General features: G+C 72.3%; 17 protein-coding genes. 3 read left to right on the forward strand and 14 right to left on the reverse strand.

Annotation, left to right across the window (positions count from 1 at the left end; all coding sequences use genetic code 11):
- The first annotated feature begins 241 nt into the window (after positions 1–241).
- The gene (locus VM324_16530; GenBank protein ID HVM00898.1) at positions 242–2161 is read left to right on the forward strand and encodes a transglycosylase domain-containing protein; all 1920 of its coding nucleotides are present in this window, start codon (positions 242–244) and stop codon (positions 2159–2161) included.
- Positions 2162–2217: 56 nt separating this feature from the next.
- On the opposite strand, the gene VM324_16535 is transcribed toward VM324_16530, so the two are convergent.
- The 5 genes from VM324_16535 to VM324_16555 form a co-directional block, all read right to left on the reverse strand.
- Positions 2218–2589 carry a hypothetical protein gene (locus tag VM324_16535; GenBank protein ID HVM00899.1) on the reverse strand — a complete coding sequence of 124 codons (372 nt, stop codon included), beginning with the start codon at positions 2587–2589 and terminating at the stop codon, positions 2218–2220.
- A 204-nt stretch (positions 2590–2793) separates the two neighbouring features.
- Positions 2794–4542, reverse strand: a complete 1749-nt coding sequence (locus VM324_16540; protein HVM00900.1) for a PAS domain S-box protein — start codon at positions 4540–4542, stop codon at positions 2794–2796.
- A gap of 504 nt (positions 4543–5046) precedes the next feature.
- Entirely contained in the window at positions 5047–5901 is an 855-nt protein-coding gene (locus VM324_16545) for a hypothetical protein (GenBank protein HVM00901.1), read from the reverse strand.
- An 876-nt stretch (positions 5902–6777) separates the two neighbouring features.
- Positions 6778–7332, reverse strand: a complete 555-nt coding sequence (locus VM324_16550) for an ATP-binding cassette domain-containing protein (protein HVM00902.1) — start codon at positions 7330–7332, stop codon at positions 6778–6780.
- A gap of 370 nt (positions 7333–7702) precedes the next feature.
- Positions 7703–8068, reverse strand: coding sequence for a hypothetical protein (locus VM324_16555; protein ID HVM00903.1), 366 nt, complete (start codon positions 8066–8068; stop codon positions 7703–7705).
- Between the two features lie 379 nt (positions 8069–8447).
- Here VM324_16555 and VM324_16560 point away from each other — a divergent pair, with 379 nt between their 5' ends.
- Positions 8448–8870 (forward strand): hypothetical protein, encoded by a 423-nt coding sequence (locus tag VM324_16560; protein HVM00904.1) that lies wholly within the window; start codon positions 8448–8450, stop codon positions 8868–8870.
- A gap of 144 nt (positions 8871–9014) precedes the next feature.
- Positions 9015–11990: an AAA family ATPase gene (locus VM324_16565; protein ID HVM00905.1), complete on the forward strand. Its 2976-nt coding sequence runs from the start codon at positions 9015–9017 to the stop codon at positions 11988–11990.
- 576 nt (positions 11991–12566) lie between these two features.
- Here the strand turns inward: VM324_16565 and VM324_16570 are convergent.
- From VM324_16570 to VM324_16610, 9 genes are all read right to left on the reverse strand, one after another.
- On the reverse strand, positions 12567–12941 hold the full coding sequence (locus VM324_16570) for a permease prefix domain 1-containing protein (GenBank protein HVM00906.1): 375 nt from the start codon (positions 12939–12941) through the stop codon (positions 12567–12569).
- Positions 12938–13600, reverse strand: coding sequence for an SRPBCC family protein (locus VM324_16575; protein ID HVM00907.1), 663 nt, complete (start codon positions 13598–13600; stop codon positions 12938–12940). Before VM324_16575 ends, VM324_16570 begins: the two co-directional genes overlap by 4 nt.
- Before the next feature lie 112 nt (positions 13601–13712).
- Complete coding sequence (gene aat / locus VM324_16580) at positions 13713–14372, reverse strand: leucyl/phenylalanyl-tRNA--protein transferase (GenBank protein HVM00908.1); 660 nt, start codon at positions 14370–14372, stop codon at positions 13713–13715.
- Positions 14369–15229: a patatin-like phospholipase family protein gene (locus VM324_16585; GenBank protein ID HVM00909.1), complete on the reverse strand. Its 861-nt coding sequence runs from the start codon at positions 15227–15229 to the stop codon at positions 14369–14371. Before VM324_16585 ends, aat begins: the two co-directional genes overlap by 4 nt.
- Before the next feature lie 39 nt (positions 15230–15268).
- A complete protein-coding gene (gene fabI / locus VM324_16590) occupies positions 15269–16054 on the reverse strand; it encodes an enoyl-ACP reductase FabI (GenBank protein ID HVM00910.1) in 786 nt (261 codons plus the stop codon).
- Positions 16054–17511 (reverse strand): acyl-CoA carboxylase subunit beta, encoded by a 1458-nt coding sequence (locus VM324_16595; protein ID HVM00911.1) that lies wholly within the window; start codon positions 17509–17511, stop codon positions 16054–16056. The genes fabI and VM324_16595 overlap by 1 nt, the downstream gene beginning before the upstream one ends.
- Positions 17512–17561: 50 nt before the next feature.
- Positions 17562–18800, reverse strand: coding sequence for a beta-ketoacyl-ACP synthase II (gene fabF / locus VM324_16600; GenBank protein HVM00912.1), 1239 nt, complete (start codon positions 18798–18800; stop codon positions 17562–17564).
- Positions 18797–19036 carry an acyl carrier protein gene (locus VM324_16605; protein ID HVM00913.1) on the reverse strand — a complete coding sequence of 80 codons (240 nt, stop codon included), beginning with the start codon at positions 19034–19036 and terminating at the stop codon, positions 18797–18799. Before VM324_16605 ends, fabF begins: the two co-directional genes overlap by 4 nt.
- 34 nt (positions 19037–19070) lie before the next feature.
- Positions 19071–20060 (reverse strand): beta-ketoacyl-ACP synthase III, encoded by a 990-nt coding sequence (locus VM324_16610; protein HVM00914.1) that lies wholly within the window; start codon positions 20058–20060, stop codon positions 19071–19073.
- Positions 20061–20220: the final 160 nt, after the last annotated feature.

A 20220-nucleotide genomic window follows, 5' to 3' on the forward strand; every position in this document is an offset into this window, starting at 1 on the left:
ACGCGCTCCATCCCGACCGCGGAGGGGAACACGGAGCAGCAGGCCGAGCAGCATCCCGAGGAGCCGGTTGGAACGCTCGTCGGCCTCGTGATCGGGGCGGTCTGGGTGCCAGTCGCGCGTCGAGTAGCGCAGCTGCCGGGCTGCTCGCCAGGGAGGCGGTGCACGTGGACACGGTCGTCCGCCCGACGGACGCAGAACCCGCACGAGTGGAATGAGCACGAGCAAGCGAGTCGGAGGTTTGATGCTTCACCGTTCGGACGGTTCCGCCGCGTTGGCCTGGATGGTGGTGGGCCTGGCCATTCCCGTCGTGCTGATCCTGGTGCTCGTGACCGTGATGTTCTCGCGCATCCCCACGGCAAGCGATCGGTACGCAGAGCAGGACCGTATCGCGGAGGCGGAGGCGGAGGCGGACCGCGACGAGTCAACGGCCGCCGGGGACGGGGAGCTCGCGTTCGCGCCCCTCGAGGAGCGGTCGACCATAGTGGCGCGCGACGGGCGGCCGCTCGCCGACCTGCACGGGGTCTTCAACCGACGGGTCGTGCCGCTCGAGACGGTGCCCGACCATGTCTGGCAGGCGGTGGTGGCCGCCGAAGATCGCCGCTTCTTCGACCACGGGGGCTACGACGTCCGCGCCATCGGACGTGCCGCCATGAGGAACCTCATGGCGTTCGCGGTGGTCGAGGGGGGGTCGACGCTGACCCAGCAGCTCGCGAAGACGCTCGTGGGCTCCGACGTCAGCCTCCGACGCAAGATCGCCGAGCTGCGGGCGGCCAGAGCGCTCGAGCAGCGCTACGACAAGGAGGAGCTCCTCGAGCGCTATCTCAACGAGGTGTACTTCGGCTCTGGTGCCTACGGCGTGGCCGCAGCCGCCGAGGAGTACTTCAACGTCCCCGTGCACGAGCTCCGCGTCGACCAGGCCGCGTTGCTCGCCGGGCTCATTCGGGCGCCCGCGAGCCTGAACCCTCGGCGCCAACCCGCCGCCGCCGAGGAGCGGCGCAACCAGGTCCTCGCCGACATGGTCGCGGTGGGCTACCTCGAGGATGAGGCCGCCGCAGGGGCGAGGGGCGCGCCGGTGGAGATCTTCCCGGCCCGCGACGGGCGTCACCGTGACCCCTACCTCGTCAAGGCGGTCCGGCGCGAGTTCCTCGACAACCCCGCCTTCGGTGCCGACCGCGAGGAACGCGCCCGTGCGCTGCTCACAGGGGGACTGCGCATCACCACCACCATCGACGTCGACCTGCAGCGGCAGGCCACCGCCCTGATCCGCGAGCGGTTCCCCGAGGCGCAGGGCCCGACGGCCGCCATCGCCGCGGTCGACCCGGTCAGCGGAGCGGTGCGCGCGGCCGCCTACGGGCGCCACTTCCAGGAGGCGAGGTTCAACCCGGCGACGCAGGGCCGTCGCCAGCCGGGCAGCGCGTTCAAGACGTTCGTCCTCGCTGCGGCGCTCGAACGCGGCTACCCGCTTGGCACCTCGTTGGAGGGAACGAGCGGCAGCCGCTTCGGCGTGCCGGCGACCACGGGTGACTGGGCCAGCCGGGGGGTCCGCAACTTCGCAGACGCGAGCTTCGGCACCGTCAGCGCGCGAGAGGCCCTCGTGCGCAGCGTCAACACCGCCTTCGCCGACCTCGTCCTGCGCGTCGGCCCTGAAGCGGTGCTCGACCTGACCGACCGGCTCGGCATCTCGCGCGAGGCCTACGGTGACCAGGTGAACCCGGGGATCGCGCTGGGTGGGCTGCACCGCGGCGTCAGTCCGCTGGAGATGGCGTCGGCATACGCGGTCTTCGCGAACAACGGCATCGTCACCCGTCCGCACGTCATCGCCCAGGTGGTCGACCGTCACGGGCAGGAGATCTACCGGGCCGACCCGCACGCCCGCCAGGCGCTCGAACCGCAGGTCAACGCCGCCGTGCTCGACGTGCTCACCGAGGCGGTCAGCCGGGGCACCGGCGCCCGCGCGAACGTCCCCGGCCTACAGGTCGCCGGCAAGACCGGCACGACGCAGGACAACGAGGACGTGTGGTTCGCCGGCACCACGCCCGTCCTGTCCTCCGCCGTGTGGGTCGGCCACCCCGACCGGCGCGAGCCACTCATGGGCATGAGCTCGAGCGGTACGGCCGCTCCTCTCTGGCGAGACTTCATGCAGCTCGCGCTGGGCAGGTGACCGTCGCAGCACGGCGCGCGCGACGGGGCCCGGCGGCGCAGGCGGCCGGGCGCTCTCTAGGCGCGCTGCTCACCGGTGCGAACCGAGCCCAGCTGCTTCTGGAAGCGGATGGCCGCCTGCGGGCGAGCATGGCGGGACAGGCCCCACTCGACGAGCTGGTCGAACCACCGCTGCCGGCCGGCGAGGTGCCCTGTGAGGGCGTGCAGCCGCTCGGCGTCGGGCAGCTCCGCCTCGGCGACGTCCCGGTCGTGGGGCAGCCCGTCGATGGTCGCCAGGACGTCGAGCAACGTACGGTGGACGTGCTCAGGAGCGCCGAGGGCCGGGTTGATGTGACCGTCGCGCATGCCCTCCGCGATGTCGGCCCTCACGCCGCGTATCCACGCCGCCCACGCGCGCGCGTCGGCGACCACCACCGTTTCGGTCACCATGCGGTCGCCTTGGGCTCTCCGGGGAGGCGCACACCTCTTCAACGAGGCGGGCTGGACGAACGTGACGATACGTCCCGGCCGACGCGCGGCCGATCGCGGGCGGCCACCGCTCCCGCCGGTCTCCCTCGCCAGGGTCGCCTGGGGGACCTGGGGGAGGGGAGGGGCTTCAGGCGACGAGGTAGCCGGCCGGCGTGCAACGACGTCTCACCCGCCCCCGTCATAGCCTCCGGCCGCGTGGCCGAGCACCGCCACGGCCGCGAGGAGCCCGGCGCGGGGGCTCTGCGGTTCGTCGGTGAAGAACTCGACCACGCCGACCACCGCGCGGTCGGCGATGACCGGAAAGGCGAACCCTGCACGCAACCCTTCCTCGATCGCGGCGCCGAGCCGCGGGAAGTTGGCATCCGCGACGACATCGGCGATCCACAGCGGGCGGCGCGCCTCCCACACACGTCCCGGCAGTCCCACTCCGAGGCGGAACCGCTGCCGGCAGGTGATTCTCGTGAAGGTGGGCGCACGTGACGGGCGGTCCTGCCAGACCGACGCGCATTCCAATGCCTCTCCCGACGCCAGGGGGCGCCAGAAGGCCCCGAAGCGGTAGCCGAGCGAGGCACCGAGCACCGGGAGGAGCCGCTCCGCAGCTTCGCTCGCCGACGTCACCGGCGGGTCGCGCAGGACGCCGAGCGCCTCGGCAACCGCGTCGATGTCCGCAGCGTCGGGGGCCGGCTGCGGCTGCTCCGCCGCGGGTCGAACAGCCCCCACGAGCAGTCGGCGTCCATCGTCGAGCCGCACGGAGCTCAGCATCAGCTCGACGGGCCGCTCGGTGCCGTCACGGCAACGTCCGGGAACGCGGACCGGCTGCCCGATCAGACGCTCCTCACCGGTCAGCAGGTACCGGCTGAAGCCGGCGATGTGCGCCTCCCGCAGCCGGTCGGGGATGATGGTCGTGAGACGCCGGCCGGCAAGGGCCCCCGGGTCCCAGCCGAAGAGCCGCTCCGCGGCGGGATTGGCGTGGACGATGCGGTTCGCCGGGTCCGCGACGATGATGCCCTCGGCGAGTTGATCGAGGATGGCGCCGCCTATGACCTCGTGCCCGCCGACCGGCATCTCCTCGTCCACGGTCGCAGACGAGGCCCACGCCGTCGGCTGTCCGCCGCCGAGCTGGGTCACGACCTCGCGAAGCAGCCACAACCGACACTCGACGATCTCCGGCAGCGCCGGCGGGGACAGCAGCCGTCCCTGGCGGGCGAGCTCGTCGGCGCGCTCCAGCGTCGCGAGGAGGGCCGCGATTGCCTCCGCCGAGGTCGTCGGCGGGGTCAGCACGAGGTCGTGCACGGCGGTGTCGACCGCCAGCTCCCGGTCGAGCTGCACATGCAGGGCCGCCATGAGCCCCAGGTGTTCGGAGACTCCCGCGGTAACGCCCTGCGCGAAGGCCTCCAGGGCGAACTCGCGCAGCAGCGCGTCGTTGTGGCGCTGCACCGCGCGGCACAGACGCACCGGTGCACCCAGGAACCACACGGTCGCACCGGTGGGGTCCTGGCTCTCGGTGGCCTGATGAGACGGCGGCTCCTCGCCCGACGCCGGCGAGGCAGGCTCGCCGATCTCGAACCACACGACCTTGCCGTCAGGCTGGCGGTCTGCCCCCCAGCGGGATGCGAGCAGCTCGACGAGGCCGAGTCCACGCCCCGTCATGTCGTCCTGTGCGGATTCGTGCACGACCGGGACCACGGAGCTGCCGTCGTGCACCTCGACGCGCACGAGGCGGTCGTGGACGACGACGCGCAGTTGGATGTCCGACCCGGCGTGGAGGATCGAGTTGGTGACGATCTCGCTAACGAGGAGGCTGACCTCCTCGGCCAGGTCCTCCGGGTGGCGGCGGCGCACCGCATCCGCCGCGAGCAAGCGCCCACGCCGGGCGCTCGCGGGGTGCGCGGGCAGAACCGCGTGCACCTCCATGGAGACCTCCGCTCATCACACACCGCCCGCAACACACGCGCGACGCAGCGTTTCTACCCGTGCCCGAGCTTGGCAACGCGCGGGGGGTCCGCTGGCCCGACGCAACGGTAGAGTCGCCCCGTGGCCGGTCGGGAGGGGGGCGTATGATGCACGAGGGCGAACCGCCGTTCACCCGTGAGGTCGGTACGGTGCGTTGCCGGCCCTCACCGCAACTTCGGGGGAGAGTAGCCGGGGGGAGTCGCACCTTGACCAGCCGCCCGGCGGTCGACCACTGGCCAGCACGGAGATGAGGATCGACCCGGCGCAGCCGAGGCGGTTGGAGAAGAACAGGAACACGCGGGGGTTCCTTCCGGACTATGGTTCTTGGTTCCGAAGGCCGCAGGCGGCAGCTTCCGTCGGCGCAAGGACCCTGAGCCCTCTGTGCAGTTCGCCGGCGATCCCGTGCGGCGCGCCTGGGCGGGGCCTTCGTCAGGCGCGGCGGAGCCAGGCCAATGCCGGGCGGTCTCAGCGACGCGGGTGGTGCAGGTTGTCGAGACCGCCCTGGAGCACCAGGTCGACCTCGGCGAGCTTCCGCGCATACGAGCTCCGGGCGCCGAGGAGACCTCCTGCGGCTGCGGCCCCCAGCACGGGCACTCCCAGCAGCGGCAACGGGTCACCGGTGGCGATGGCGGCGCCAGCCGCGGCGATGGAGCCGCCGCCGCCCAGCACGATGCCGCTGACCGCTGCGCTCATCAGCCCCTGCCGCAGGGCGCGGCACTCCACCTCGAGGCGCACCCGCACGCTCGGCGGCCGTCCCCCCTCCGAGGGGAGCTCGACCAGCGCGAGGCCGACTTGGGTCACGTCCTCGAGCAGGCGGAGGCGGCTCAGTTTCCGACCTGCGCGCTGCAGGGAGGCCACGAGCCCCGGACGCGGACGCCACACCGAGCGGTTGCCGTCCTGCCGGCAGCGCTCGAGCAGCTTGTCCTCGAGCAGCCGGTGCACGGCCCGCTCGACCTGCGCCAGCGAACCCGGCACCGTGCGGTCGATGACGAGGTGGCGAGGCCCGACGAGGGTGCGCTGCTCGGCCCCCGCGCCGTCCAGCAAGCCCGCATGGTACTCGTCCAGCGCCTCCCGCATCAGCGCCGGCTCAAGACCGACCTCCCGGCCGATTTCGAGCAGCACCTGCTCGTCCAGCAGTTCGGACTCGCCAACCCCGCGGGTCTGCTCGAGCTCGGCCGCGCGGCGGATCACGTCAGCGGCGGCGTCGGCGGGGATGGCGGGGCGCGGCGGGCGCGCGGCGGGGCGAGGTGCGGGGGCACCGGGCGCGCGGACGGGCTCCGACGCGCCGTCGGGGGGCATCGCCTTCTGCTGGCTCTCCACGTCCTCAGCGTAGCGAGGCGCTCGCAGCCCAGTGCGGACGGGCACGGTCCGGTGGGTTTGTTTCGATCGGACCCCGCGACGGGATGGTGGCCGCTCCCATTCCGGCGTTCCGCAGTTCGTAGGCATTCTTGACGGTACGGCGTCGCGTTTGTGCTGGTCAGCTACCTGCCAGTCTTGCGTGAGCGTCGGAATCCTGTGACGTGAATGGCTCCGGATGTGCGCGCGGAGGTCAGGACGAGTGACCCGGGGTCGGTCCGGGCAGTGAGGCGACCGGGGGTGAAATCAACCCGATGAGTGGCCGGAGGGCATCGTCCCCGCAGTCACGCCGGCCTGGGGGTCGAGGACTGGCTGTGCCTGGTATGCGGCTTAGTTTTAGTGCTTGCTTCCATAATTACACTCACGTAAGTTGCGAGGTGGGCTACCGTATGGCCTCTCCCCAGGGAGGGGAGGCCATGCCGCGCACGAGCCCATACGACATCGAACTCTCCGCCGACGAGCGCGCCGAGCTCGCTCACCAAGCCCCCAGTAGAGCCCCACACACTTTGGCACCCGACCGAAGGAAGGGGAAATCCCTTGTCCAATGAAGCCGCGGTGATCGCCGCAACGGCACCAACCTTCTAGGAGATCGTGGTCATGCTTCTCATCACAGGTTTGCAGGCCTTGGTGATCGGCGTCATCGTCGGGCTCATTGTCCGCTCCGTAATGCGCGCAGAACTGCGGCGCCACGTCGGCGCTGGCGAGCGGATGTCGCGAAGCTCCTAGCCCGGCTCGCCGCAGCGCGCGGATCAGATCGGGGATCCTGACGCGCAGCCGGCCGCGTGCCAGGTCGGCCGGGCGCAGTGGGTCTGAAGGGGACTCTGGTTTACATAATGGATCTTATCGGCGTTGCCGGCACAGTGGGGGGTCGACGATCCAGTCGGCGTGCGCCATGACCGCCTGGTGATGCTCGATGACGATGACCGACTTGCCGGAGTCGACGAGCCGGTCGAGCAGGCCGAGCAGCTGCTCGACGTCGGCGAGGTGCAGGCCGGTGGTCGGCTCGTCGAGGACATAGACGCCGCCCTTGGCCGCCATGTGGGTGGCGAGCTTGAGCCGCTGCCGCTCGCCGCCGGACAACGTGGTGAGGGGCTGGCCGAGGCTGAGGTAGCCGAGCCCGACGCCGGCGAGCCGCTGGAGGATCTTGTGCTGGCCTTCGCGAACGCCTTGCGGATCGGGTCGAGCAACCCGACCGGCCCCGGGGCCGAGGTCGACGACGTGGTCGGCGATCGCGATCGTCTCCGGCACGTGCTCCACGACCAATACGGTGTTGCCCTTGTCCCGCAGCTGCAGCAGCAGGTCGTTCATCCGCTGGACGTCGTGCGGGTGCAGCCCCACGGTCGGCTCGTCGAAGACGTAGGTGACGGTCAGCGACGATCCGAGGTGGCGGATCATCTTCGTGCGCTGTTGCCTCGCCGCCTGACAGCCTGCCCGCCGGCCGGTCGAGGCTGAGGTAGCCGAGGCCGATTCCCACGAAGGAGTCGAGGGTGTGCACCAGCGCGGCGAGCAGCGGCTGCATAGGACGGCTCGTCGAGACCGCGCACCCACTCGACGAGATCGCTGATTTGCATCGCGCAGACGTCGGCGATGTTGATCCCCCTGATTTTCGACGACCGGGCCGCCTCGTTGAGCCGGGTGCCGCCGCAGTCGGGACAGGTCGTGAACGTGACCGCCCGCTCCACGAAGGCGCGGATGTGCGGCTGCATCGCCTCGACGTCCTTGGACAGGTACGACTTCTGGATCGTCGGGATCAGCCCCGCGTACGTCAGGTTGATCCCCTCGACCTTGATCGTGGTCGGCTCCTTGTGGAGAAGGTCGTGCAGTTCCTTCTTGCTGTACTTGCGGATCGGCTTGTCCGGGTCGAAGAACCCGCAGCCGCGGAAGATGCGGCGATGTTCGGCTTGCCCAGCCGGCTGAAGAGAATGCGCAGCATCGCGTTGGCGTCCGTGGCGGTGCCGACGGTGGAACGGGGGTTGGCGCCCATACGCTCCTGGTCGACGATGATCGCTGTCGTCAGGCCCTCCAGCAGGTCGACGTCGGGCCGCGCCAGCGTCGGCATGAAGCCCTGCACGAAGGCGCTGTAGGTCTCGTTGATCAGCCGCTGAGACTCCGCGGCGATCGTGTCGAACACCAGCGAGCTCTTTCCCGAGCCGGACACGCCGGCGCGGACGCGGTCCTCGACGGTGTCGACGGCAGGGACAGGTGCAGTCCGGGAATGCTGCCCACGCGCTGATGTCGGCAGCTGCCGTGGGAGACCTCCTCGTCCTCGACCGCGTCGGCGAGTGCCTGCAGGCCGTGGCGACGGGCGGGATCGGTGCATGGTCTCCTTCGCTGAGGTGGAGGGCCACTCCCCCACCGCCCCTGCGTGAGTACGTAGGTGGCCCGAGCTCCCGCATTTCCGTACCGGAGCCCGTACCTCCACGGATGTGGGGCAGGTGACCTTCCACCTACCGTGCCCTCAGAGGCCGAACCGGGGCCTCGACGACAACCACTGGAGGAGGCGGAACGTCATGACGAGCAACGAGAACGCACTGAACACCGCGTTGGTGGAGCCACCGGCCGTGGTGGAGACAACCGCGCCGGGGGCACCCTCGGGCCAGCGACGCCCGCGGTGGCAGTGGCTCGTGGGGGTGGGCGTGGTCCTTGCGATCGCTCTTGGCGGGATGTGGGCGGCGACGGCGCCAGCGCCTGTTGCCCCCACGTCACCAGCGCCTGTTGCCGGGCCGAACGAGCTCACCGACCATGCGACGCACGACTCGGGGATCGCCCGCCTCGTCCGTGAGCGCCAGGCGCGGTTCGCGACGCAGCACGACTCGGGGATCGCCCGCTTCCTGCAGGAGCGGCAGGCGCGGCTGGAGGCGCAGCACGACTCAGGGATCGCCCGCCTCCTGCGGGAACGAGAGACGACCGGCGGTGGGCACGCCGCTCGGTGACCGCGTGGGCGCCGACCGCCCCGCCGACGAGGGGCGGTCGGCGCCTTCGATGGAAGGTAGGCGGTGGGCTAGACTGGGGACGGGCATGGCGGCGACGGCCCCGGCACGCGCGGCCTGTCGATGTCGGGGGAAAGCGGCGGTGTGATGACGGGCGCGGCCGAGCAGCGGCTTTTCGTGGGCCGGGAAGCCGAGATGGCGACCTTGCTGAGCGGGCTCCAGTCGGCAAGCTCCGGGCACGGCGGGTTGTACCTGCTCGGCGGGGACCCGGGGATCGGCAAGACTCGCCTCGCGGCTGAGTTCGCCGTGAGGGCCGAGGCGGCCGCCGCCCGGGTGCTGTGGGGGCGGTGCTGGGAGGCGGGCGGGGCCCCGGCATACTGGCCGTGGATTCAATCCCTGCGCACCCTCGTGCACGGCATGGAATCGGAGGCGCTCGCGAGGATCGTCGCTGGCGGCGGGTCCGTCCTCGCCCAGCTGCTTCCTGAGCTGAGGGAACGGCTGACGGACCTACCTGATCTCGAGCCTGCTTCGCCCGAGATCGCTCGCTTCCGCTTGTTCGACACGCTCAGCGGGTTGCTGCAGCGATCAGCCGAGACAGAGCCGCTCATCCTCGTCTTCGAGGACCTCCACGCCGCCGATCCGTCCTCACTGCTGCTCCTGCAGTTCGTGGCGGCGGGCCTGAGCGCCAGCCGGCTCCTCGTGCTCGGGACGTTTCGCGACCTCGAGCTCACCCGGGAGCATCCACTCGCCGCCGCTCTGCCGGAGCTCGGCCGCGCGACCGGTACGGTCCGACTCTCGCTGACCGGGCTGAGCCAGCCCGACGTCGCCCGCTTCATCGAGACGATCACAAGCCAGAGTCCGGCGGGGGACCTCGTGTCGGCGATCCACCAGGAGACCGAGGGCAATCCCCTTTTCGTGGGCGAGGTGGTCCGGCTCCTCGCTGCTCAGGGGCAGCTGTCGGATCAACCCGACGGGCGCCGCTGGCCCATCCCGCAAGGGGTCCGGGAGGTGATCGGTCGGCGGCTGGGCCGCCTACCCGAAGACACCACCCTCATCCTGACGGTCGGTGCCGTCATCGGGCGAGACTTCACGGTCGAGGCACTCGAGCGCGTCACGGGCCGTTCCGCCGAGCAGCTGCTCGATGTCCTGCGTGACGCGGTCACGCCGCGGGTGATCGACTCTGTCCCCGAGGAGCCCGGTGCCTTTCGCTTCTCCCACACGCTGATGCGCGACACGCTGTACGACGAGCTCGGCCCCGGCGAACGCGTCCGGATCCACCGGGAAGTCGGTGAGGCGCTCGAGGTTTTGTACGCCGGCGATCCCGAGTCCCACGTCGCCGAGCTCGCGTACCACTTCTTCGAGGCAGCGCCGTCGGGAGAGGTCGGCAAGGCGGTCGACTACGCGGTCGCCGCCGGCATGCGGGCGGTCGGACTCGTCGCGTACGAGGAAGCCGTACGACTCTTCCGGATGGCCCACACACTGCTACGCGAGTCCCCCGACGAAACCCGGCGTTGCGAGGTGCTCCTGCTCCTGGGCGACGCGGAGGCGCGCGCGGGTGCAGCGGCAGCGTCGCAGGAGACGCTGCTCGAGGCGGCAGAGATCGCCACGCGCCTCGACGCCGCCGAGATGCTCGCGCGCGCCGCACTGACCTACGCCGGGAGACTGCCGTGGTTGCGGGCCTACAGCGACCGTCACATCATCCCGCTGCTGCGGCAGGCACTCGACGCTATCGGCGAGGACGACAGTGTGCTCCGCGTCCTGTTGCTCAGCCGACTCGCAGGCGCCTTGCGCGATCAGCGGTCGATGGCACCGCGTGCCGCGCTTGCCGAGCAGGCGGTGGCGATGGCGCGCCGGATCGGCGACCCCGAGACGCTCATCTACGCACTGCTGGCGCATTGGGCCGCGACGCTGCTCGGCCCGGATGGCGCCGCGGAGCAGCATGCGGTCGCCGACGAGCTGAACCGCCTCGCCGAGCAGGTGCAGGACCGCGAGCGCCTGATGGACGCCCGGTTCACCAGGTTCATCACGCACATGACCCAGGGTCAGGTGTGGGGCGCCCGTGAACAGTGGGAGTCGATGGTGCGGCTCGCCGACGAGCTGCGGCAGCCGCCCCACCTCTGGTACGCGTCGGCGATCGCGCAGGTGCTCGCGCTCCAGGACGGACGGTTCACGGACGCCGAACGCCTCGTCGAGGAGACTTCGGCCGCAGGGCGCCTCGCGCTTCCCTTGCAGGCGCGGGCCTCCCGCCTGTTCGCGCTCTTCATCCTCCGACGGGAGCAGGGCCGTCTGGCGGAGCTCGAGGAGGAGCTCCGCCGGGCACCGGCCGACTATCCGGGCTACCGGTCGCTGCACTGCATGATCCTCGTGGTGCTGTGCGAGACGGGGCGGCTCGGCGAGGCCCGGGCGCTGTTCGACCAGCTCGCCGCCGACGACTTTGCGGTCTTCCCGAAGGACAACGAGTGGCTGTTCGCCCTCACGCTGCTGTCCGAGGCCGCCGCCACGCTCGGCGACCGTGCCCGCGCCGCCGTGCTCTACGACCAGCTCCGCCCGTACGCGGAGCTGGTCGGCCTTGCTGCGTCGGAGGCCAGCGTCGGGCCGATGTCCCGCCCACTCGGCATCCTGGCGGCGCTTCTCGGACGCCACGACGATGCCGCGGCGCACTTCGAGGACGCCATCGAGCGGGCGCAGCGCATGGGCGCGCGGTGCTGGCTCGCCCACGCCCAGTTCTCGTGCGCCGCGCTGCTCGCCGAGAGCGAGCCCGAGCGGGCCGCCGGTCTCCTCACCGCCGCCCTGCGGACCAGCGAGGACGTCGGGATGACGGTGCTGGCCGGGCGCGCCGCGCGGCTCTTGGCGTCCCTCGGCGGCGGGCGCCCGCGGCGGCAGGCCCCCGTCCGGAGCCCAGCCGCTGACGCGGATGCGAGGAACGCCCGGCTCACGCCCCGCGAAGGCGAGGTTGCCGCACTGCTCGCAGAAGGGCTGTCGAACCGACAGATCGCCGAGCGGCTGTACGTGTCGGAACGCACCGCCGAGACCCACGTGCAGAACATCCTCATGAAGCTCGGATTCACCTCACGCGCGCAGGTGGCCGCCTGGGCGGCACGGCACACCGTCCCCGGCTCATGAGGCCGCTGGTCCTGCCCCGCGCCCCCGGGTCGGCAATGCCTTGACCCCCCGGTGCGGACTCCTCCCTGGCGCCGCAGTGAGCAAGCGCAATCAGGTGAAGGCGAACAGCGGCGGCAGGATGACCACAACCGCCGCCGCCCACACCGCGAAGACCGGCAGGTAGGTCGTCTGCCATCGCTCCAGCCGGTTGAGGCCGACGCGTGCGGTGAGGAATCGACTGGACAGCCAGGCGGTGCCGGCGAGGTTGACGAGGAGGGCGAGGTTGAGCCCCAGCGCCGCGGCCCGGTTCGGGGTGAACCCGAGGCTGCCGCGGTGAAGCGGACAAAGTCCATCCGCCGCTCGTGCGACCGCAGGTCACCGCCCGTGTACGGGTAGGCGACCACGAACCAGAGCACGACCGGCAGGTGCGCAGCGACGAGCAGCTCCGTCGATGCTCCGTCACGGTACGGGTACAGGTTGACGGCGGCAGCACGAACGGGACCGCCGCCCGCAGGAACTGGCGCGGCGTCAACCCCCGTCGACGAGCGAAGAACCCCGCGAGAAAGGGCAGCGCGAGCAGGCTCGCGTTGCCCTTTCTCACCAGGACTCCTCGCCAGGAAACGCCGCGGCCAGGCGGGCGACCAGGACGGTGACCGCCGCCCCCACCGCCAAGCCCAGCGCCGCCGACGTGCCGCTCGACGGTCGCGCCTGCTCCGCATCCCCCGCCAGCCCGAGCTGCTTCCACAGCCTGCCGCTGTGCTCGCGCGCGAACTCATGGGACACCGCGTCGCTGCTGCCGATGCGCTTGACGGCCACGAGGAACGCCTCGTCCGCCGCGAGGCCGGACGACTCCAGCGCGGCGATCTCGTCACGCAGATGCGCCTCGAGCTCCTGGACATCGCCACCGTCGAGGACCGAGCCCCGCGCGACGAACCCGCGCCAGTCTGCGATCTGCGACTCCACAGGCTTCACCGGTCACGCCCTCCCGACCGCCGGCAACGAGCCGCCCCACAGCTCCCCGAGCGCGTGCGCGACCGTCGCCCACTGCCGCCTGTGCTCCGGCAAGCTACCTGCCGCCGTCGAACGGTCGCCGTCAGTGCCCCGGCGAGGCCGACAACGAGTCCGCTCAGCGGGAGCCAGTCCCGGGCACGCACGGGCGGTTCGCTTCGCACGCCGAGCAGACGGGTGTCGAGATGGCGGGCCAGTCCCTCGGCGCCCCAGTGCATGGCGACATGGTGGTTCCAGGTGAACGCCGGCCGCCCGAACGGCTCGAGCAGCCGCATCCACCGCTTCGCCGCGTCGACCTCCCAGATGTAGGTGGTCGTCGTCACCCCGCCGGCGTGGCTGAGCCGCCAGCGTCCCTCCCCCACGAGCTGCCCACTCGCGCCGATCACCGCCCGGTCGGGTTCCCGCGCTTCACGCCCGACGGTCTCGAACTCCAGCCGGTACGGCAGCGGCCCGCGCATCACGACGTGCGCACGCCGGCCCACGCCGTCGGGAGCGCCTGCCTCGAGCACGTCGACGCGCTCGAACCCCGGCCACCATTCCGGATAACTCGCCGCGTCGCTCAGCGCCGCCCAGACGCGCTCGGGGGACGCCTCGAGGCGCCAGGTCGTCACGAAGCGGTACATGCATCCCCTGGCATCGCCCTCAGCCGTGGCTGACGCGATGCCGGGTCGAGTCGCGGCCGCTCGCGCATGCCTCTGTTGTACCCGTCGCCGTGGCCGGAGGCGGCGTCATCGCTCATGCGCCTGGCCTCCCTGCGGGCGTGAACGTCGCCGGGCGGCGCACGGCGACGGCGAGGCGGTCGAGGAACGTGGACCGTTCGAGCGCGACGGCGCCCATCCGGGCGAGGTGGGGGGTGGGCAGCTGCGCGTCGAAAAGCCCGAAGCCCCGCTCGCGGAGGTGCTCGACGAGGCGGACAAGGGCGACCTTCGACGCGTCGGTGGCCCGGTGGAACATCGACTCCCCCATGAACGCCGCCCCCAGCGTGACGCCGTACACGCCGCCGACGAGCGCCCCCGAGGCGTCCCACGCCTCGACGCTGTGGGCGTGGCCGAGCTCGTGCAGCCGGGTGTACGCCGCCACCATCGCCGGGGTGATCCACGTCCCCTGGCCGGGGCGCTCGGCGCACGCGGCGACGACAGCGGAAAACGCCGCGTCGACGCTCGTGCGGAAACGACCCTGGCGCAGGGTGCGCCGCAGGCTGCGGGACACGTGCAAACCGTCCAGGGGGATGACCGCACGAGGGTCCGGCGACCACCAGAACAGCGTGCCGTCCCCCGCCGGCCACGGGAAGATGCCGCGGGCGTAGGCCTCGAGCAGGGTCACCGGCTCGAGGTCGCCACCCCACGCGAGCGGCTCGTCGGCCGGCGCCGTGCGGGGGTCGGGGAAGCGGCTCAACGACCTTCGACGAGCGCGCGCACGGCCGCTGCGTTGGCGCGCCCGCACGCGACGCCCCGGCTGACGACGTCGTCGATGACGGAGAAGTTCAGCGCGTTCACGCGCCGCGTGAACTCCGGTCGCAGCACAAGATCGGCGCGGGCGAGACGCTCCTCGGCGAACTTGCGCTGCCCGATCTCGAGGCCCCGCAGCAGCGTGAGGAGCCAGTTGTCCGTGGCGGTCGGCTCGAGGTGCTGCCCGGTGTAGACGCCGAGGACGACGTCGGCGCCGAGCTCCCGGGCGACGTCGACGGGTGCCGGGTCGGCGAACCCCCCGTCGACGAGCAGCTTCCCGTCGAGTGTGACGGGTCTGGCGATCCCGGGGATCGCCGCGCTCGCGAGCGTCGCCGGGACGAGCGCGCCCTCGGTCAGGACCACGCGCTCGCCGGCGTGGAGGTCCGTCGCCACCATCCCGAGCACGATCCGCGTGTCGGCGAACGTCGTGACCGGGCCGAGCAGGTGCGCGAGCGTGGAGCGTCCGTACTCCTCGTAGCCCTGTCGCCCCCACGTCCAGAAGGTGGGGGCGAGGCGCCGGGCGCTGCGCAGCGCCGCCCGCACGAGCTCGAGGCCCTCGTTCTCCCTCGGGTCGGTGAAGGCCGGCAGGTGCGTGCGGTCAACGGCCTCGAGCGCCGGCGCCCAGTCCTCCCGGGCGGCGTAGGTGGCGCCGACGACGGCGCCCATCGACACGCCGACGATCACCGACGGGCGCACCCCCGCGTGCTCCAGGGCGCCGAGGACGCCGGCGTGCGCGAGTCCCCGCACCCCTCCCCCGCCGAGGACAATCCCGAGCCGTCGTCCGCGGCCGCGTCGCGTCGCCATGGCAGCGATGGTGCGGGCGGGCGCCCGCCTTGTCCAACGCTACGCGGTGAGGTCGGCCCCGATCGCGTGCGCCCCCCCGTCGGCGTGGACGATCTCGCCGGTCACCGCGGGCATCCAGTCGGACAGCAGCGCGCACACCACACGTGCGACGGGCTCGGTGTCGGTGATGTCCCACCCGAGCGGCGCCCGCCGTGACCACGCCTCGTCGAAGGCGGCGAAGCCCGCGATGGACTTCGCCGCGACGGTCTTCAGCGGCCCCGCCGCGACGAGGTTCACGCGTGTGCCCTGCGGACCGAGGTCGCGGGCGGTGTACCGGCAGGCCGCCTCGAGCCCCGCCTTGGCCACACCCATCCAGTCGTAGGAGGGCCAGGCGACGCTCGCGTCGAAGTCGAGGCCGACGATCGACCCGCCCCCGGCCTTGGCGAGCAGCGGCGCGAGCGACCGGGCCAGCGCCGGAAACGAGTAGGTCGACACGTGCAGCGCCGTGGCCACGTCGTCCCACGGCGCGTCGAGGAACCCGCCACCGATGGCCGACGGAGGCGCGAACCCGATCGCGTGCACGACCCCGTGGAGCGCTCCCCACCGGCCGTCGAGGTCCTCCGCGACCGACACGAGGTGCTCCGGCACGCTCACGTCGAGCTCGAGCACGTCGGGCTGCACCGGCAGGCGCGTCGCGATGCGCCGCGTGATCGACAGGCCGCGCCCGAACCCGGTGAGGACGACCTCGGCGCCCTGCTCCTGCGCGAGACGCGCGACGGCGAACGCGATCGACGCGTCGGTGAGGACGCCGGTGACGAGCAGGCGCTTGCCGTCGAGCAGGGACACTACTGGGGCAGGTTGTCGTGGCGGAAGCCCGGCAGCATCGCGCCGGACAGGGCGTCGAGGGTGTTCGCCACCACCGCGCGGGTCTCGTCGGGGGCGATGATCTCGTCGATGGACAGCCGCTCGGCGGCGGTCTGCGGCGCGCAGGCTTCGGCCCGGTACTCCGCGACGAGCTCCTCACGCCGTGCGGGGTCCGCCGCGAGCTCACGGCGGTAGATGACGTCGACCGCCCCCTCGGCGCCCATGACCGCGAGCTCCGCGCCCGGCCAGCAGAACGCGGCGTCGGCGCCGAGCGACTTGGAGTTCATGACGATGTAGGCGCCGCCGAAGGCCTTGCGGAGCACGACGGTCACCCGCGGCACGGTCGCCTCGGCGTAGGCGTAAAGGAGCTTCGCGCCCTTGCGGATGATGCCGCCGGCCTCCTGGCCGGTGCCCGGCAGGAAGCCCGGCGTGTCGACGAGCGTGACGAGCGGCAGCCCGAAGGCGTCGCAGAGCCGCACGAACCGTCCCGCCTTCTCGCTCGCGAGGATGTCGAGGCAGCCGGCGAGGACCATCGGCTGGTTCGCGACCACGCCGACGGGGCGGCCCTCGACGCGGGCGAACCCGGTCACGATGTTCGCGGCGAAGCGCGGCTGCAGCTCGGTGAAGGTGTCGGCGTCGACGACGCCGCGGATGACCCCCCGCACGTCGTAGGGCTGACGGTGGCTTGCCGGCACCTCCGGAAGGGGCAGCGGGTCGGCCGGGGCGGCCTGCGGCGGGACCTCCCAGCACGAGCTCGGCAGGTAGCCGAGCACCCGCCGGACGAGGTCGAGCGCCTCGTCGCTGTCCTCGGCGACGAGATGCGCGACCCCCGAGGCGGTCGCGTGGACCTCGGGACCCCCGAGCTGGTCGAGGGAGACGTCCTCGAACGTGACGGCCTTCACGACCCGCGGCCCGGTGAGGAACATGTGCGCCCGCTGGCGCTGCATGATGACGATGTCGGTCAGCGCCGGGGAGTACACCGCCCCGCCGGCGCAGGGGCCGAGTACGACGGAGACCTGGGGCACCCGCCCCGACATCGCGACGTTGCGCTTGAAGATCGCCCCGTAGCCGTCGAGGGCGGCGACACCCTCCTGGATGCGCGCTCCCCCGGAGTCGAGCAGCCCCACGACCGGGCAGCGCGCCCGTATGGCGTGGTCGAGTATGCGGGCGATCTTCGCGGCGTGGACCTCGCCGAGCGAGCCGCCGAGCACGGTCGGGTCCTGCGCGAACACGCCGACGGGGCGGCCCTGGACGCGGGCGGTCCCCGTCACCACCGCGTCGCCGGCGGGTCGCTTGGCGGCCATGCCGAACGCGGTCACGTGGTGGCGCGCCTGGCTGCCGAGCTCACGGAAGCTGTCCGCGTCGGCGAGCATGGCGACGCGCGTCCGCGCGTCGGCGCGTGCGTCGAGACGGACCGTGCTGATGACGTCTTCGCTCATGTCTGCACCGCTCCCGGGATGAACCGCCGCGTCGTCCTGCTGGCCTGGTCTCAAGCCGCGGTAACCACGAGCACCGCGTTCTGCCCTCCGAAGCCGAAGCTGTTGCTCATCACCACGTCCACGGCCCGCTCCCGTGGCGCCTTCGCGACGACGTCGAGGTCGATCTCGGGGTCCTGGCTGTCGAGGTTGGCGGTCGGTGGGATGCGGCCGTGTTCGACGGTGAGCACGCTGAAGGCCGCCTCGATCGCCCCCGCCGCGCCGAGCGGGTGGCCGGTGACCCCCTTCGTCGAGGTGACCGCCACGTGGTCGCCGACGACCCGGCGGATCGTGCGCGCCTCGGCGACGTCGTTCAGCGGGGTCGAGGTGCCGTGGGCGTTCACGTGGGTCACCTCGTCGGGCCCGACGCCTGCGTCGGCGAGTGCGGCGCGCATCGCGAGCGCCGCTCCCCTGCCGTCGGGGTCGGGCGCGGTGATGTGGTGGGCGTCGGCGGATGCGCCGTACCCCGCGAGGTTCGCGCGGACGCGCGCGCCGCGGCCGGCGGCGTGGTCGGTGCGCTCGAGCACGAGCACGCCCGCGCCCTCGGCCGCGACGAACCCGTCACGGTCGACGTCGAAGGGTCGGGACGCGCGCGCCGGGTCGTCGCGCCGGCGCGAAAGGGCCTGCATCTGCGCGAAGCCGGCGATCGACAGCGGGGTGAGGCCGGCCTCGGTGCCCCCCGTCAGCACGATGTCGCACGCGCCCGAGCGCAGCAGGTCGCGCGCCACCCCGATCGCGGTGGCGCCGGACGCGCACGCCGTCGCGGTCACGAGGTTCGGTCCCATGGCGCCGAACTCCATCGCGAGCTGGCCGGCGACCATGTTCGGGACGAGCATGGGGATGAGCATCGGCGACACGCGTCCCGGTCCCCGCTCGATCAGCCGGCGGTGCTGCGCCTCCCATGTCGCGGCCCCGCCCATGCCGCAGCCGAGCACGACGCCCACCCGGGCACCGTCCCAGGTGGACGGGTCGAGCCCGGCGTCCGCGACGGCCTCGCGGGCGGCGACGACCGCGAGCTGGGTGAACCGGTCGAGACGGCGGGCGGCCTTGCGCCCGAGCAGCTCCGTCGCGTCGAAACCGGGCACCCGGCAGGAGAAGTCGACGTCGAGGCCCTCGAGCACGGGGTCGGTCGCGGCGGCCGGGGCACCGGCGAGCACGCCGTCCCAGCTCGCCTGCGTGCCGATGCCGGCGGGCGTGACGAGACCGAGGCCGGTGACGGCGACCGGCTGTCCTGTGCGGGTGGCGGCACTCAAACCGTCGCGCCCTTCGACTCGAGCAGCTTCACCGTGTCCTGGAGGGTCTCCAGGTCCTCGGCCTCCTCGTCGCTGATGCGCACACCGAGCTCCTCCTCGGCGGCGAGGGCGAACTCGACGAGGTCGAGCGAGTCGAGGTCGAGCTCCTCGAAGGTGGCCTCGGGTGTCACCTCGTCCTCGGGCACGCCGAACTTGTCGACGAGCAGCTCCTTCACGCGGTCGTAGACGGCGGACATGGGTTCCTCCTTGGGGGAGAGCGGGTTCGACGGGTTATGCAGCAGACAGGTCCGGCCAGGTGAGGATGGTGGATCCCCAGGTGAGACCGGCCCCGAACGCGGTGAGCAGCACGCGCTGCCCGGGTTCGAGGTCGAGGTCGGCGAGGGCCAGGGGGATCGAGGCGGCGGAGGTGTTGCCGTAGCGGGCGACGTTGACCACCCGGCGCTCCGCGGGCACGCCGAGGCGGTCGGCGACGGCGTCGAGGATGCGCGCGTTGGCCTGGTGGCCGACGAGCCGGTCGACGTCGGTGACGGCCAGACCGGCTCGGTCGAGCACGGCGCGCGAGGAGTCGACCATCCGGCGCACCGCCTGGCGGTACACCTCCCGGCCGTCCATACGGAGGTAGTGGTCCCCCGCGGCGTACGACGCGGCGTCGGCGGGGCGGCGGGAACCGCCGGCAGGTACGACGAGCAGCTCGGCGAGGTCACCGTCGCTGCCGAGGTCGAACGGCCCCACCGATCCGGGCTCGTCGTCGGCGGAGGCCGGGCGCAGCACGACCGCGCCGGCGCCGTCGCCGAAGAGCACGGCGGTCGTGCGGTCGTCGGGGTCGATCATGCGGGTCATCGTCTCCGCGCCGATGAGCAGCACGCGGCTGGCCGCGCCCACGGCGAGCAGCCCGGAGCCGGTGGCCAGCCCGTAGACGAACCCCGCGCAGGCGCCCGCGACGTCGAACGCGGCGACCTGCGGCAGGCCGAGGCGGGCGGCGACCTCGGGAGCGGTCGACGGGCACACCCGGTCGGGCGTCGTCGTGGCCACGATGACCGCGTCGACGTCGCCCCCACCGGCGGACTTCAGCGCCCTCGCCCCGGCCTCCACGGCCAGGTCCGCGGTGGCGGTCCCGGGGTCGGCGACGTGGCGCTGGGCGATCCCGGTGCGGGTGCGCACCCACTCGTCGCTCGTGTCGAGGCGGGCGGCGAGCTCCTCGTTCGTCACCACGCGGGGCGGCACGCAGGTCCCGAGGCCTTCGACGACGGCGCGGGTCATGCCGTATTCCTTCCACCGGTGGATTAGCCTGCGGATGCGAGGGGTGCCGGTGACGGGTGTCCTCACCCTTCCGACTCTATTGACATTGACGTCAATGTCAACTGCATGGGACCGGCGACGGCCTTTCGCCCCGTCCATCCGGTCAGTGCGCGCGTCCGCG

Source organism: Egibacteraceae bacterium, from assembly GCA_035540635.1.
GTDB lineage: Bacteria > Actinomycetota > Nitriliruptoria > Euzebyales > Egibacteraceae > DATLGH01.